We start from the raw sequence: 14,215 nt of genomic DNA on the forward strand, positions 1-14,215 counted from the left end.
TGGAAAACATTCGAGCGCGAGATGACAGCTGCTATTGAAATCTACACCCGCCCGGGCTGCGGCTATTGTTCCGCAGCCAAGTCGCTGCTTTCTCGCAAGAAGGCCACTTTCACCGAATATGATGCCGGCAAGGACCCGTCGTACCGGCAGCAGATGTATGATCGGGTCGGACCCGGCTCGACCTTTCCGCAGATCTTCATCGGCGAGAGACATATCGGCGGCTGCGACGATCTCTATGCGCTCGATCGGGAGGGCCGGCTCGACGCGATGCTGGCGGGGGAAAAGGCAACATCATGAGCACGGATCGCAGCTTCACGGCCGCCATGGTGCAGATGCGCACCTCCCTCCTGCCTGAGCCGAGCCTCGAGCAGGGCACAAGGCTGATCCGGGAGGCGGTCGCGCAAGGTGCCGACTACGTGCAGACGCCGGAAGTGAGCAACATGATGCAGCTCAACCGGGCGGCGCTGTTCGAGCAATTGAAGAGCGAGGACGAGGATCCCTCGCTGAAGGCCTATCGCGCGCTGGCCAAGGAGCTGAAGATCCATCTGCATATCGGGTCGCTGGCGCTGCGCTTCTCCGAGGACAAGGCGGTCAACCGTTCCTTCCTGATCGGCCCGGAGGGCGATATCCTCGCGAGCTACGACAAGATCCACATGTTCGACATCGATCTGCCGGGCGGCGAGAGCTACCGGGAATCGGCGAACTACCAGCCGGGCGAGACCGCCGTGATCTCGGACCTGCCCTGGGGCCGGATCGGACTGACCATCTGCTACGACGTACGCTTTCCGGCGCTCTATCGGGCGCTGGCCGAGAGCGGCGCCTCGTTCATCAGCGTGCCCTCCGCCTTCACCCGCAAGACCGGCGAAGCGCATTGGCACACGCTGCTGCGGGCACGGGCGATCGAGACCGGCTGCTTCGTGTTCGCGGCCGCCCAATGCGGCCTGCACGAGAACAAGCGCGAGACCTTCGGCCATTCGCTCATCATCGATCCCTGGGGCGAGGTGCTGGCCGAAGGCGGCGTCGAGCCCGGCGTGTTCCTGGCGCGCATCGATCCCTCCCGCGTCGAGACCGCGCGCAAGGCGATCCCCTCCCTGCAGCACGGCCGGCGCTTTAGCGTCGCCGACCCCAAGGCCGGCCCCGACTATCTGCACCTGGTGCGGGGATCGGTATGATCCGCTACGCCCTGCGCTGCGAACGCGACCATGCGTTCGACAGCTGGTTTCAGAGTTCGTCCGCGTACGAATCGCAGGTGAAGCGCAAGCTTGTGGAATGTCCGGTCTGCGGCTCGACCAAGGTCGAGAAGGCGATCATGGCGCCGCGGATCGTCGGCAAGAAGGGACGGGAGGCCAATCTGCCGGTCCCCGCCCCGGCGGCCGAGGTCATTCCGCCCGGACCGACCCCGCTGATGATGGCGCAGGAGCAGGAGCTGCGCGCCAAGCTCAAGGAGCTGCGCGACCACATCGTCAAGCACGCCGACGATGTCGGCGAGCGCTTCCCGACCGAAGCGCGCAAGATGCATTACGGCGAGGCCGAGCACCGGCCGATCTATGGCGAAGCCTCGCTGCAGGAAGCACGCGAGCTGATCGACGAAGGCATCGAGGTGGCGCCGCTGCCGGTTCTGCCGGACGACCGGAATTGACTGGCGTAGCGCATCAGGCGGCGATCAGCATTGCCACGCCGGCAACGATCAGCACGATGCCCGAAACTTCGCGCAATGACACCGGCTGCTTGAACGAATAGTGCGATACGGCCTGCGCGAACAGCACCTCGACCAACGCGAGGGTGCGGACGTTGGCGGCCGCGGTCAGCGCAAAGGCCAGGAACCAGAATTGCGAGGCGAACGCGCCGACGAAGCCGGCCAGCATCGACGGCCGCCACAGCGCGAGGATGCCCCGCAGCACCTCCGGCGCCCGCGCCAGGAGGTAAACGCTCAGGATCAGCGTCTGCACGAACAGGCCGCAGACCAGCGTGTACGACGCGGCCGTCACGAAGGAGACGCCTTCGACCGCGATAATCGCGCCGCGAAAGCCGACCGCCGAAAGGGCAAAGGATGCGGCCGCGACCAGGCCGATGATGGTGGGCTTCCATGCCGCAAACCGCGTCTCGCCGCCCGGCCGCAGCGCTGTGACAACCACGCCGAGGGTCGCGATCCCGATCGCAACCAGCTTGGTGACCGACAGCGGATCGCCCAGGAACACGAACCCGAAAATCGCGGTCTGGATCGCCTCCGTTTTCAAATACGCGGTCGTCACCACGAAGGACCGGTCGGTCATGGCCAGAAGCATCAGGCCGGTACCGAGGATCTGGGTCAGCGCACCCAGGAGCAGCCAGGGCCAGAACGCAGCCGGCGGCCACGGCAGGTGGTCGCCCGAACTCAGCAGCACCGCAGCCAGAAACAACAGCGAGAACGGGAAGCCGAACAGGAAGCGGATGTTGGTGGCGCCCCACGTGCCGAGCTTCGCCGTCAACGACCGCTGCATCGCGTTGCGCGCGACCTGACCGGCGGCGGCGATCAGGGTGAAGGGAATCCAGAGCGAGGTGAGGGAGAGCATAACTGAGAGCCGGCTGAACGCAGCCACCGTGCAAAGCGGAGCTCACGAGGTCAACCGCGGGACGCCGCATGTCCGCATTGCGGCTGATGCCGCAAGCACGCTGTCGTGCAAGCCCCGCTTGCGCAGGGACGATACAGTGTACGAGGCCGCGGCGCCGGAAACCAAAATCAATCTACACCATCTGCTCCGCAACCAGCATGTAGTTGACGTCCATGTCGGACGACAGGCTCCAGCGGTCGGCGAACGGGCTGTAGACCACGCCGCTCTGCTCGGTGACGACCAGCCGCGCGTCGAGCAGATGTTTGGTGAGTTCGTCCGGCGTGATGAACTTGTTCCACTGATGCGTGCCGCGCGGCAGCCAGCGCAGCACATATTCGGCGCCCACGATCGCAAGCGCGAAGCTCTTCCAGTTGCGGTTCAAGGTCGAGACCACCATCATGCCGCCGGGCTTGAGCACCGAGGCGCAGCGCCCGAGAAAAGCGCCGACATCGACGACATGCTCGACCACTTCCATCGCCAGCACGATGTCGAAGCGTTCGCGCGGATCCATCTCTTCGATCGCGGTGTTGCGATAGTCGATCGACAGATGCCCTTTCTCTGCGTGCAGCTTCGCCGCGGCAATGTTGCTCGCGGACGGGTCGACGCCGACCACCTGCGCGCCGAGCCGCGTGAACGGCTCGCACAACAGGCCGGCACCGCAGCCGATGTCGAGCATGCGCAGGCCGGACAGGCAGTTCAGGCTCTTGGCGTTGCGCTCGAACTTCCGGCAGGCGGCGTCGCGGATATAGGCGAGCCGCAGCGGATTGATCTTGTGCAGGGGCGCCATCTTGCCCTTGGGGTCCCACCAGGTCTCCGACAGTTTGGAGAATTTCGCGATCTCGGCCGGATCGACGGTGGACGTCTGGGCGGACGCTGTGGAGGCGGTGTCCTGTGGCATCGACATGAACTCGCCCCTTTAGCGTGCAGTAATCGCGTTGCGGAACGCGAGCGGCTCGGCGATGGTCGCGATCGTCTCCCTGCCCTCGCCGACACCCATGATGGTGACGTCGCCGTAATTGAGGATGCGGCCCATGATGGTCTGATTGACGTCGACGCTCTCCACCTTGTCCAGCGCGATCTCGAAGGTTCGGCGCTTGATGAAGCCGGTCTTGTGCACGACGCGCTTATTGGTCACGTCGGTCTCGGTGGTCATGCGGTGGAACCAGGCCCTGACGGTCCAATACAGCGCGACCACGGCAATGACCGCCGCGGCGGCGAGGCAGATCAAGGACAGGTTGTAGACGGCAGTGCCTTGCGACAGGATCAACAGCGCAAATACAACGATCCAGGCGCCGATGGCAGGCAGATAGAACATCCAATGCGCGTTGGTCGAATACAGCACCTTCTCCCCGGGCTGCAAGATCTCGTCGATATAACGCCCCATTACCTTCGCCTCTACCTCACCTGCGCGGCCCGGGGAAGAGTTGAAAGCCCCGATCCAGGAACCCGCTTGCCCCCGGCCGCGCCGCTCTGTATACGCGCCTTTCGGCTGGCGCGCCTCCGGTTTCGCGCCGGCCCACCAACTTATCCTCCCCGAGGGAATTGAGCGCGCCGTCATGAGCCGCCTCGTGCTGAAATTCGGCGGCACATCCGTCGCCAATATCGACCGTATCCGCAACGTCGCGCGCCATGTGAAGCGCGAGGTCGACGCGGGCCACGAAGTCGCCGTGGTCGTCTCCGCGATGGCCGGCAAGACCAACGAGTTGGTCGCCTGGTGCACCGAGGCCTCGCCGATGCATGATGCGCGCGAATATGACGCCGTGGTGGCGTCGGGCGAGCAGGTGACCTCCGGCCTGCTCGCGATCGTGCTGCAAAGCATGGGTATCCAGGCCCGCTCCTGGCAGGGCTGGCAAATACCTATCAAGACGAGCGATGCCCACGCCTCCGCCCGCATCGTCGATATCGACGGGTCCGAACTGATCCAGCGCTTCAAGGAGCGCAAGGAGGTTGCCGTCATCGCGGGCTTCCAGGGCGTCGACCCGCAGACCAATCGAATCACCACACTCGGCCGCGGCGGCTCCGATACCTCCGCGGTCGCGATCGCGGCCGCGATCAAGGCCGACCGCTGCGACATCTACACCGACGTCGACGGCGTCTACACGACCGACCCACGGGTGGTTCCCAAGGCGAAACGGCTCGGCAAGATCGCCTTCGAGGACATGTTGGAACTGGCCTCGCAGGGCGCCAAGGTGCTGCAGGTACGGTCAGTGGAACTGGGCATGGTGCACAACATGCCGATCTTCGTCCGTTCCAGCTTCGACAAGCCTGAGGATATCGACCCCCACGCCAATCAGCCGCCGGGCACGCTGATCTGCAGCGAGGAGCAAATCATGGAAAATCACGTCGTCACCGGCATCGCCTTCTCCAAGGACGAAGCCCAGATCTCGGTGCGCCAGATCGAGGACAAGCCGGGAATCGCGGCCTCGATCTTCGGGCCCCTCGCCGACGCCAACATCAATGTCGACATGATCGTGCAGAACGTGTCGGAGGACGGCAAGACCACCGACCTCACCTTCACGGTGCCGGCGACCGACTATAATCGCGCGCGTGAGACCATTTCCGCCGCCAAGGACAAGATCGGCTATCACCGGCTCGATACCGCCACCGATGTCGCCAAAGTGTCGGTGATCGGCAGCGGCATGCGCAGCCATGCCGGGGTTGCGGCCCAGGCCTTCGCCGCGCTGGCGGCCCGCAACATCAATATCCGGGCCATCACCACCTCCGAGATCAAGTTCTCGGTCCTGATCGACGCCGCCTATACCGAGCTTGCGGTGCGGACGCTGCATACGCTCTACGGGTTGGACCAGGTCTAGAAGACGCTTCCCTCCGGATCCCGCTGTGCAACAGCAGGACCTGAAAACGTTCTGCGGACGCTCCGAAAGCCGTTGACGCGGCCGGGGCTGGCAGGCGTTTTGCTTGGCAAAACAAGTCCCGATTCGCTATACGGCCATCGCAGAATAATCGCTGCAATTGCGCCCCCGGCGATGGCTGTCCCGATTCGGGCCGGCGCATGGGGCTACGACGGCCTCGCATCAAGAAAGCTGTTGTATTTCGCAAGCTTAGCACCAGATTCGGGCTGACCACCGAACTGGTCCCAAGAAGGGGGATTGTGCCACATGCGAAGCGCGTCGGGAGGGCCCCGCGTCTTACTGAGACGGCTTCGCGAGACCATGGCGGAGCAGGTCTCGGCACAGGAGCGCCTCGACAAGATCGTGGTGCTGATCGCGGCCAATATGGTGGCCGAGGTCTGCTCGGTCTACGTGCTGCGCGTCGACAATACGCTCGAGCTCTACGCCACCGAAGGTCTGAACCGCGACGCGGTGCACATGACGGTGCTGAGCGCGCATGAAGGCCTGGTTGGCCTCGTCGCGAGCGAGGCCACGCCGCTCAATCTGAACGACGCGCAGAGCCATCCGGCGTTCTCCTACCGCCCCGAGACCGGCGAAGAAATCTACCACTCCTTCCTCGGCGTGCCGATCCTGCGCGCCGGCAACACGCTCGGCGTGCTGGTTGTGCAGAACCGCGCCAAGCGCACCTATGTCGAGGAAGAGGTCGAGGCGCTGCAGACCACCGCGATGGTGCTCGCCGAGATGATCGCCTCCGGCGAGCTCGCGGCATTGGCGCAACCCGGCGCCGAGCCGGCGGTCCGCCATTCGATCCACAAAACCGGAACGGTGCTGTCGGACGGCATCGCGCTCGGCCATGTCGTGCTCCATGAACCGCGCGTGGTGGTCAACAACTACATCGCCGAGGACCTGCCGAAGGAGATCAAGCGGCTCGATGCGGCACTGCTCATGCTGCGCGCCGATCTCGACCGCATGCTGGAACGGGGCGACGTCGCCGATGGCGGCGAGCACCGCGACGTGCTCGAAGCTTACCGCATGTTCGCCAATGACCAGGGCTGGTCGCACAAGCTGCACGAGGCAGTGGCAACCGGCTTGACGGCCGAGGCGGCGGTCGAGCGCGTGCAGTCCGACACCCGCGCCCGCATGCTGCGTTCGACCGACCCTTACCTGCGCGAACGGCTGCACGATCTCGAGGACCTCGGCTATCGCCTGTTGCGCCAGCTCGTCGGCCGCGACCACGCGCCCTCGCGCGAGCAATTGCCCGACAACGCGATCCTGATCGCGCGCGCCATGGGTCCGGCCGCGCTGCTCGACTACGATCGCAAACGGCTGCGCGGCCTCGTGCTCGAGGAAGGCACCACCAATTCCCACGTCGCGATCGTGGCGCGCGCGCTGGGCATTCCGGCCGTCGGCGAAGTGCCGAACGCGCCGGGCATCGCCGATCCCGGCGACGCCATCATCGTCGACGGCACATCGGGCTCGATCTATGTGCGGCCGTCGGCCGAGATCGAATCCGCCTATGCGGAACGGGTGCGCTTCCGCGCCCGCCGCCAGGCGCAATATAGCGAGCTGCGCAACAAGCCCTGCGTCACCAAGGATGGCCAGCCGGTCGAATTGATGATCAATGCCGGGCTCGTCATCGACCTGCCGCATATCGAGGACACCGGCAGTGCCGGCATCGGACTGTTCCGAACCGAGCTGCAATTCATGGTCTCGGCGAACCTGCCGCGCTCGAGCGACCAGCTCGCGCTCTACCGCGCCGTGCTCGATGCGGCCGGATCGCGGCCGGTCACATTCCGCACGCTCGATATCGGCGGCGACAAGGCCCTGCCCTATATGGAGACGGTGATCGAGGAGAATCCCGCGCTTGGCTGGCGCGCGATCCGCCTCGGGCTCGACCGTCCAGGACTGTTGCGCGGCCAGATCCGAGCGCTGTTGCGCGCCGGCGGCGGCCGCGCCCTGCGCATCATGTTCCCAATGGTCTCGGAGGTCGCCGAATTCGACGCCGCCAAGGCGATCGTCGAGCGCGAGCTGACCTATTTGCGCCAGCACGGCCATACGCTGCCCGAACGCATCGACGTCGGCACCATGCTCGAGGTGCCGGCGCTGCTCTATCAGCTCGACGAGCTGCTCACCAAGGTCGACTTCATCTCGGTGGGCTCGAACGACCTGTTCCAGTTCCTGTTCGCGGTCGACCGGGGCAACGCCAAAGTCTCCGAACGCTTCGATACGCTGTCAGCGCCGATTCTGCGGGCGCTGCGCGACGTGGTGCGCAAGGCCCAACGCGCCAGGAAATCGGTCTCGCTGTGCGGCGAGATGGCTTCCAGACCGATCGGTGCGCTGGCGCTGATCGCGCTCGGCTATCGCTCGCTATCGCTGTCGGCGACCGCGCATGGCCCGGTGAAGGCGATGCTGCTCGAACTCGATGCCCGCAAGGCCGAGGCCGCGATGGATCAGTTGCTCGCAGAGCCCGCCGGCAGCATCTCGATCCGGCAGAAGCTGGCCGAGTTCGCCGAGGCCGAAGGCCTGGCCTTGTAGCGGCACCGCCGCCGCTCCGCCGCTCATTTGCTCCCGAAAATCGTTTATCCTGAGATTCTGTCATGTCATCGCTTCCCGAAGCCAAACTGGACATCATGCTCGCGCATCACGCCGCGCTGGAAGCGGAGCTGCTCGGCCAAGTCAATTCCGACAAATATGTCCAGATCACCCGCGAGCTCGCCGAGCTCAATCCCGTGATCGAGGCGGTGAAGACCTATCGTGCAGCGGTGAAGGAGCTCGCCGACGCGGAGGCGCTGATCTCAGATCCCGCCACCGACCCGGAGATGCGCGCAATGGCCGAGGCCGAGCGCGAGGAGCTGATCGAGCGCCGCGCCGAGCTCGAGCAGAAGATCCGCGTGGCGCTACTGCCGAAGGACGCGATGGACGATCGCAACGTCGTGCTCGAAATCCGCGCCGGCACCGGCGGCGACGAGGCCTCGTTGTTCGCGGGCGACCTGTTCCGCATGTATGAGCGCTTTGCGGCGTTGCAGGGCTGGAAGGTCGAGGTGATCTCGGCCTCCGAAGGCACCGTTGGCGGCTACAAGGAAATCATCGCCGAGATTCAGGGCCGCGGCGCCTTTGCGAAATTGAAGTTCGAATCCGGCGTGCACCGGGTGCAGCGCGTGCCCGACACCGAAACGCAAGGGCGCATCCACACCTCGGCGGCGACCGTGGCCGTGCTGCCCGAAGTCGAGGATGTCGACGTCGACATCAAGAACGACGATCTGCGCATCGAGACCATGCGCGCACAAGGCGCCGGCGGCCAGCACGTCAACAAGACGGAATCGGCGATCCGCATCACCCATCTGCCGACAGGAATCGTCGTGATGATGCAGGACAGCCGCTCGCAGCATAAGAACCGGGCCTCGGCGATGAACATCCTGCGCTCGCGCATCTACGACGCCGAGCGACAGAAGGTGGATGCGGCGCGCTCCGCCGACCGCAAGGAGAAGGTTGGCTCCGGCGATCGCTCTGAGCGCATCCGGACTTATAATTTCCCGCAAGGGCGCGTGACCGATCACCGCATCAACCTGACCCTCTACAAGCTGCCGCAGGTGATCGCAGGCGAAGCGCTGGGCGAGCTGATCGACGCGCTGACCACGGAGCATCAGGCGGCGCAGCTGGCTGCGCAGGGCGCAGCGGCGTGACAAGCATCTGCGCTCTGTTCGCCCTGGCGCGACGACGCCGCGGCATTTCAGATGTCGTCCCGGCGCACGCCGGGACCCATAACCACCCGTCTTCGTGGTCGCAGCAGCAGACAACTCCGACCTCTCGTATCGACCAGTCGCGGCGTATGGGTCCCCGCTTTCGCGGGGACGACGTCGAAAACTTTGCAAGAGCTCAGGCCCTCTCGTGAGCGACAGAGCGCCCCCCGTCACCATCGACACCGCCCGCCGCGCGCTCGCAGCGCGCTTCGCCGGCGCCGGGCTGGACTCGCCCGAGCTCGATGCGCGATTGCTGGTCGGTGCGGCGCTGAACCTCGATCTCACGGGCTTGGTCAGCCACGGGCAGCGGCAGCTCACCGCAGATGAAGCTGCGCGAATCGAACGGCTCGCCCAGCGCCGATTGGGCGGCGAGCCGGTCGCGCGCATCCTCGGCACAAAGGAATTCTGGGGCCTACCGCTTCGGCTTTCTGCCGAAACGCTGGTGCCGCGGCCGGACACCGAAACCGTGGTCGAGCTGGCGCTGGAAGCGCTAGGCAGCGACAGAAAAAATCGCCGGCTTTGCGTCGCCGATCTCGGCACCGGTTCGGGCGCGATCCTGCTTGCACTGCTCTCGGAGCTGCCGAACGCCATCGGCATCGGCACCGACCTCAGCCTGGATGCGCTGCTGACGGCACGAGACAACGCGGTGAGACTAGGTCTCGCCGATCGTGCGGGCTTTGTCGCCTGCTCCTACGCCTCGGCGCTGTCGGGATGGTTCGACCTGATCGTGTCGAATCCGCCCTACATCCGCGCCGGTGACATCGCCGGGCTTGCGATCGAAGTGCGCGCGCATGATCCGCTCCGTGCGCTCGACGGCGGCGTCGACGGACTTGACGCCTATCGTGCCTTGATCCCCCAGGCGGCTGGCCTGCTACGGCCGGGAGGAGCTCTGGTGGTCGAGGTCGGCCAGGGCCAAAGCGGGGATGTTGAAGGCTTGATGACAAAGGCGGGCTTGCAGGTTGATTTTCCTGCCACACGAGCCGATCTGGCCGGAATTCCCAGGGCCGTGATCGGCCGAAAAAAGCCCTGACAAGCGCGAATTAACCAGCAAAAACCTCTTGGAATATCGCCTCGGAGCGACTACGTTCCGTTCAGAGCATCGGCGCAAGCCCCCGTAGAGCGGTATCGATTGACCACCGCCACGGATTCACTAAGCGAGCCGCGCCGGGCAATAGGTTCCAAAACGCAGGTCGGTTGAGCACGGTAGCCGTGAAAAAGGCTGTGCTGCTCGCGATTGCAAAGCGAACGAAAGCCTGATTTTGCGCTTGACGTCTTACGCAAAGAAAACGGGGTCTGCCGCAGCTCAGGCTGGGTTCGCAGGCTGAATGACATGGTTCGCCGGCACAGCCGCTGGCGGGTGGGGAACGCGTGTTGAACGCGCATTGTCGAGACATCGGTCGAGATGATCGCTGGTCGAACAATTCGGCTTCCGATCACAGTTATCGATCACGACATGAGTCGGATTGCAACGCAGGTCCGCGGCTGGCACGCGCGGACCGCGCAGGATGGTATTTGCATCACGGTGACAATTCACGGTGGCAGTTCAGTGCTCCTAACACAGGGTTGGAATAAAGGCAGGACATGAGAAACGGTCAAAACAACAAGCGGATGCGCAACCGGAATAACAACAATAATAATAACCGGCGCGGCCAGAACCCGCTGACCCGTGTGTTCGAGTCCAACGGGCCGGACATCAAGATCCGCGGCACGGCCTCCCACGTGGCGGAGAAATACGTTCAGCTTGCCCGCGACGCCCGCTCCTCCGGTGATCCGGTGGCGGCCGAGAATTACTATCAGCACGCCGAGCATTATTTCCGCCTGATCGCCGCGGCCCAGGAGCAGCTCCGCCAGAACCAGCCGCAGCCGCGCCACACCGAAGACCTGACGGTGGACGATCTCGACGACGAGGGCGACGGCTTCTCGAGCTTCGGCCAGGAGCCGGGCTTCGCTCCGGCCCCCCAGCAGCAACCCTTCATGCGTGACCGCGACGGCGGTCAGCGCGATCGCGAGCCGCGCGACAACCAGCCCCATCAGCGCGACCAGCAGCAGCCGCGGGAACAGCGCGAGCATCGTGAACCGCGGGAACATCGCGAGCACCGTGAACCGCGCGAACAGCGCGAGCCGAGGGAGCATCGCGAGCCCAGGGAACACCGGGAACCCCGGGAGTTTCGCGAGCGTCCGCAGCCGCAATATCAACCGCAGCCGCAACCCCAGCCCGTGATCGCCGACAGCGGCGTTGACCGGCTGCCATCCTTCATCACCGGCCCGCAGCCGCAGATCTCGAACGCGCCGACCCCCTTCGAAGGCGGCGAGCGCTACCCGCGCCGGCGCCGCCGCCCGCATGCCCCGCGCCCCGCGGAGACGGCCGCCGCTCCGGCCCCTGCGCCGAGCGAAGATTTCAACCCCGGCGAATAGTCCGGGCAGCGCTTTGCAAAGGCGGGCGGACGACGTGTCCGCCCGCCTTTTTTTGTTGCTGACTTCTTTGTTGCAGACGAAGGCTCAGCAAAGCCGGCCTTCGGCCCTGTCAGCACGAAGTCACGTCCGCATGCTAGCGCTGGACGCATGACGTATCTGCTGCTCGCGATCGCGATTCTGGCCGAGGTCCTGGCCACGACCGCCCTGAAACAGGCGGAGGGCTTCAGCCGGCCGCTCTGGAGCGCACTCACATTGGCGGGCTATGCGGTCGCGTTCTACTGTCTGTCACTCAGCCTCAAGACCATCCCGACCGGGATCGCCTACGCTATCTGGTCGGGGGCGGGGATCATCCTGATCTCGCTGTTCGCGTGGCTGTCCCACGGGCAAAGACTGGATACACCGGCCCTGATCGGCATGGGTTTCATCATTGCCGGCGTGGTGGTGATGAACCTGTTCTCCAACGTTACGGCGAATTAGCGCTGCCTTGCGGGCGGCTACCCGCGTCCGCTTCGGCCGTTCGCGGGCGCTGACGGCACCAGCACCGGCTCGAGCCTCGGGATCAGCCGGATGCGCTGCCGGCGCGCCGGAATGACACGATAGACCTGCTTGGTGGCCTCGATGATCAGCACGCCGGCGAAGGGCAGCGACAGCGCCGCCCCACCCCGCTCCCATGCCAACGCCGAGCGCAAGAACCAGCTTGCGGTCACCGGCGGCATGAACAGCGCCTCGCTCCAGGCGGTCGGGGTGAACCAGGTCTGCCGCAGCAACTCCGTGATCTGCGACCGCGAATAAGGCCGGCCATGGCCGAAGGGCGTCCTGTCGGTGCGCGTCCAAATGCCGCGCCGGTTCGGGATCACGATGATCATGCGCCCGGACGGCGCCATCACCCGCCACACTTCGCGCAAGAGCCCGGCGGGATCGTCGGACATCTCGAGCGCGTGGACGAGCAGAATGCGGTCGACCGCTGCATCCGGCAGCGGCAGCGCATATTCATCGACCAGCGAGGCGAGCGTCGGCCGCGCGGTGGGCCATTTCAACACGCCCTGGGCCGCCGGCATGAAGGCGATGCAGCGCTCGGAATCCTCCCGGAACAGACCGAGATACGGGGTCGGGTAGCCGATGCCGAGCACGCGCTGGCCTTTTGCGCTCGGCCAACGTTCCCTGATGCCGCGATTGATCAAACGCCGCGCCACGATGCCGAGGTGCTGCGAGTAGAAGTCGCGGAGGTCGATCACGTCCATGCGCCTAATCTACCACGTCGCGAGCCATCTCTGCCCGCGGAAGATTGCGTTGCGCCGGAAGCGTTAACGCCATATCTCTCGCCGACGCGGGTGGCACCAGACCAGAATGCCGCGCCTGCCCGCCGATGGAGACATCATGGCCGCCGAGATCCGCGTCTTTACCTGCCTGTCAGACAATTTCGGCTATCTGATCCATGATCCCGCAACCGGCGCCACGGCCTCGGTCGACGCGCCGGATGCGGCGCCGATCATCCGCGAGCTGAACGCCCAAGGCTGGCGGCTGACCGACATCCTGATCACCCACCACCATCATGATCATGTCGGCGGCGTCGCTGAGCTCAAGGAGGCCTATGGCTGCCGCGTGGTCGCTCCGCACGATAGATCGACGAAGATCGCCAATGTCGACCAGCGCGTCGCCCATGGCGACGTCGTCAGGGTCGGCGAGTTGCTCGCGCGCGTGCTGGAAACGCCCGGCCACACGCTGGATCACGTCGCTTACGTGTTCGATACGGAGAAGGCGCTGTTCGCGGCCGACACGCTGTTCTCGATCGGCTGCGGTCGCGTGTTCGAAGGCAGCTATCCGATGATGTGGGATTCGCTGCTCAAGCTGCGCGCCCTGCCAGACGACTTCAAGCTCTATTGCGGTCACGAGTACACCGCCTCCAATGTCAAGTTCGCGCTCACCGTCGAGCCCGACAATGCGGCGCTGCAGGCACGTGCCGAGGAGGTGACCCGGCTTCGCGCCGCGGGCCGGCCGACCATTCCCGCGCTGCTTGGCGACGAGAAGAAAGCCAATGTGTTCCTGCGTGCCGACGATCCGGCGGTGGCGATCAAGCTGCGCATGAAGGGCGCCAGCGCAGAAGAGGTGTTCGGCGAATTGCGCGAGCGCAAGAACAAGTCCTGAGCCTTCGTCCCGGTCATGAACGCCCTCACCGCCGCAGAGATCATCGCGCAACTCGCCCTCGAGCCACATCCCGAGGGCGGGCACTTTCGCGAGACGTTTCGCGACTCCAAGCTCGACACGAGCGGGCGTGCCGCTTCGACCCTGATCTACTTCCTGCTCGCGCGCGGCGAGCGTTCGCATTGGCATCGGGTCGATGCCGGCGAAGTCTGGCACTTCTATGCTGGCGCTCCGCTGACGTTGCGGATCGCCGAAGATGAGCAGCAGCCATCGCAGACGCTCGTGCTCGGCCTCGAGCTCGCCGCAGGCCAGCGCCCGCAAGCGGTGGTGCCGGCATATGCCTGGCAGTCCGCCGAAACGACCGGCGACTGGACGTTGGTGGGCTGCTCCGTCGCGCCCGGCTTCGAGTTTTCGGCATTCGAGCTGGCGCCGCCGGGCTGGGAGCCGGGCGGCTAACGTCCGAACGCGTTCGCGCCGT

The 14,215-nt window shown here is 65.3% G+C and carries 15 protein-coding genes; 11 read left to right on the top strand and 4 right to left on the bottom strand.

The genetic code is table 11. The features are described 5' to 3' along the window. Positions 1–21 precede the first annotated feature (21 nt). Genes grxC through QX071_RS02110 form a run of 3 tightly spaced genes read left to right on the top strand, consistent with a single transcriptional unit; the run spans position 22 to position 1,639 of the window. A complete protein-coding gene (gene grxC, locus QX071_RS02100; protein ID WP_315702506.1) occupies positions 22–297 on the top strand; it encodes a glutaredoxin 3 in 276 nt (91 codons plus the stop codon). Further along, entirely contained in the window at positions 294–1,172 is an 879-nt protein-coding gene (locus QX071_RS02105; protein ID WP_315702505.1) for a carbon-nitrogen hydrolase family protein, read from the top strand. The genes grxC and QX071_RS02105 overlap by 4 nt, the downstream gene beginning before the upstream one ends. Further along, positions 1,169–1,639, top strand: coding sequence for a DUF1178 family protein (locus QX071_RS02110; RefSeq protein ID WP_315702504.1), 471 nt, complete (start codon positions 1,169–1,171; stop codon positions 1,637–1,639). Before QX071_RS02105 ends, QX071_RS02110 begins: the two co-directional genes overlap by 4 nt. A gap of 13 nt (positions 1,640–1,652) precedes the next feature. Here QX071_RS02110 and QX071_RS02115 read toward each other — a convergent pair whose 3' ends face one another. The 3 genes from QX071_RS02115 to QX071_RS02125 all read right to left on the bottom strand — a co-directional run bounded on the left by QX071_RS02115 (position 1,653) and on the right by QX071_RS02125 (position 3,975). After that, positions 1,653–2,552, bottom strand: a complete 900-nt coding sequence (locus tag QX071_RS02115; RefSeq protein WP_315702503.1) for a DMT family transporter — start codon at positions 2,550–2,552, stop codon at positions 1,653–1,655. 172 nt (positions 2,553–2,724) lie between these two features. Next, positions 2,725–3,495, bottom strand: a complete 771-nt coding sequence (gene ubiG / locus QX071_RS02120) for a bifunctional 2-polyprenyl-6-hydroxyphenol methylase/3-demethylubiquinol 3-O-methyltransferase UbiG (RefSeq protein WP_315702502.1) — start codon at positions 3,493–3,495, stop codon at positions 2,725–2,727. A gap of 12 nt (positions 3,496–3,507) precedes the next feature. After that, positions 3,508–3,975: a PH domain-containing protein gene (locus QX071_RS02125; RefSeq protein WP_315702501.1), complete on the bottom strand. Its 468-nt coding sequence runs from the start codon at positions 3,973–3,975 to the stop codon at positions 3,508–3,510. Positions 3,976–4,147: 172 nt separating this feature from the next. On the opposite strand from QX071_RS02125, the gene QX071_RS02130 reads away from it, so the two are divergent. The 6 genes from QX071_RS02130 to QX071_RS02155 all read left to right on the top strand — a co-directional run bounded on the left by QX071_RS02130 (position 4,148) and on the right by QX071_RS02155 (position 12,072). Continuing rightward, positions 4,148–5,404, top strand: a complete 1,257-nt coding sequence (locus QX071_RS02130; protein WP_315702500.1) for an aspartate kinase — start codon at positions 4,148–4,150, stop codon at positions 5,402–5,404. Between the two features lie 303 nt (positions 5,405–5,707). Then, positions 5,708–7,975 (top strand): phosphoenolpyruvate--protein phosphotransferase, encoded by a 2,268-nt coding sequence (gene ptsP / locus QX071_RS02135; RefSeq protein ID WP_315702499.1) that lies wholly within the window; start codon positions 5,708–5,710, stop codon positions 7,973–7,975. 62 nt (positions 7,976–8,037) lie between these two features. Continuing rightward, the gene (prfA, locus tag QX071_RS02140) at positions 8,038–9,123 is read left to right on the top strand and encodes a peptide chain release factor 1 (RefSeq protein ID WP_315702498.1); all 1,086 of its coding nucleotides are present in this window, start codon (positions 8,038–8,040) and stop codon (positions 9,121–9,123) included. A 205-nt stretch (positions 9,124–9,328) separates the two neighbouring features. Beyond that, positions 9,329–10,210 carry a peptide chain release factor N(5)-glutamine methyltransferase gene (gene prmC / locus QX071_RS02145; RefSeq protein WP_315702497.1) on the top strand — a complete coding sequence of 294 codons (882 nt, stop codon included), beginning with the start codon at positions 9,329–9,331 and terminating at the stop codon, positions 10,208–10,210. A gap of 551 nt (positions 10,211–10,761) precedes the next feature. Then, positions 10,762–11,595: a DUF4167 domain-containing protein gene (locus tag QX071_RS02150; RefSeq protein ID WP_315702496.1), complete on the top strand. Its 834-nt coding sequence runs from the start codon at positions 10,762–10,764 to the stop codon at positions 11,593–11,595. Between the two features lie 147 nt (positions 11,596–11,742). Further along, on the top strand, positions 11,743–12,072 hold the full coding sequence (locus QX071_RS02155; protein WP_315702495.1) for a DMT family transporter: 330 nt from the start codon (positions 11,743–11,745) through the stop codon (positions 12,070–12,072). A gap of 17 nt (positions 12,073–12,089) precedes the next feature. Here the strand turns inward: QX071_RS02155 and QX071_RS02160 are convergent, their stop codons facing one another. Then, positions 12,090–12,836 carry a class I SAM-dependent methyltransferase gene (locus QX071_RS02160; protein WP_315702494.1) on the bottom strand — a complete coding sequence of 249 codons (747 nt, stop codon included), beginning with the start codon at positions 12,834–12,836 and terminating at the stop codon, positions 12,090–12,092. Between the two features lie 136 nt (positions 12,837–12,972). On the opposite strand from QX071_RS02160, the gene gloB reads away from it, so the two are divergent. Together gloB and QX071_RS02170 are read left to right on the top strand one after the other, a co-directional pair. After that, positions 12,973–13,740: a hydroxyacylglutathione hydrolase gene (gene gloB / locus QX071_RS02165; protein WP_315702493.1), complete on the top strand. Its 768-nt coding sequence runs from the start codon at positions 12,973–12,975 to the stop codon at positions 13,738–13,740. A gap of 15 nt (positions 13,741–13,755) precedes the next feature. Continuing rightward, positions 13,756–14,193 carry a cupin domain-containing protein gene (locus tag QX071_RS02170; RefSeq protein ID WP_315702492.1) on the top strand — a complete coding sequence of 146 codons (438 nt, stop codon included), beginning with the start codon at positions 13,756–13,758 and terminating at the stop codon, positions 14,191–14,193. Positions 14,194–14,215: the final 22 nt, after the last annotated feature.

It is taken from the genome of Bradyrhizobium sp. SZCCHNS1022, assembly GCF_032484835.1.
Taxonomy (GTDB): domain Bacteria; phylum Pseudomonadota; class Alphaproteobacteria; order Rhizobiales; family Xanthobacteraceae; genus Bradyrhizobium.

Coding starts and splice junctions, on each gene's coding strand:
- grxC (WP_315702506.1), top strand. CDS start 22: ATGACAGCTGCTATTGAAATCTACACCCGCCCGGGCTGCGGCTATTGT.
- QX071_RS02105 (WP_315702505.1), top strand. CDS start 294: ATGAGCACGGATCGCAGCTTCACGGCCGCCATGGTGCAGATGCGCACC.
- QX071_RS02110 (WP_315702504.1), top strand. CDS start 1,169: ATGATCCGCTACGCCCTGCGCTGCGAACGCGACCATGCGTTCGACAGC.
- QX071_RS02115 (WP_315702503.1), bottom strand. CDS start 2,552: ATGCTCTCCCTCACCTCGCTCTGGATTCCCTTCACCCTGATCGCCGCC.
- ubiG (WP_315702502.1), bottom strand. CDS start 3,495: ATGTCGATGCCACAGGACACCGCCTCCACAGCGTCCGCCCAGACGTCC.
- QX071_RS02125 (WP_315702501.1), bottom strand. CDS start 3,975: ATGGGGCGTTATATCGACGAGATCTTGCAGCCCGGGGAGAAGGTGCTG.
- QX071_RS02130 (WP_315702500.1), top strand. CDS start 4,148: ATGAGCCGCCTCGTGCTGAAATTCGGCGGCACATCCGTCGCCAATATC.
- ptsP (WP_315702499.1), top strand. CDS start 5,708: ATGCGAAGCGCGTCGGGAGGGCCCCGCGTCTTACTGAGACGGCTTCGC.
- prfA (WP_315702498.1), top strand. CDS start 8,038: ATGTCATCGCTTCCCGAAGCCAAACTGGACATCATGCTCGCGCATCAC.
- QX071_RS02150 (WP_315702496.1), top strand. CDS start 10,762: ATGAGAAACGGTCAAAACAACAAGCGGATGCGCAACCGGAATAACAAC.
- QX071_RS02155 (WP_315702495.1), top strand. CDS start 11,743: ATGACGTATCTGCTGCTCGCGATCGCGATTCTGGCCGAGGTCCTGGCC.
- QX071_RS02160 (WP_315702494.1), bottom strand. CDS start 12,836: ATGGACGTGATCGACCTCCGCGACTTCTACTCGCAGCACCTCGGCATC.
- gloB (WP_315702493.1), top strand. CDS start 12,973: ATGGCCGCCGAGATCCGCGTCTTTACCTGCCTGTCAGACAATTTCGGC.
- QX071_RS02170 (WP_315702492.1), top strand. CDS start 13,756: ATGAACGCCCTCACCGCCGCAGAGATCATCGCGCAACTCGCCCTCGAG.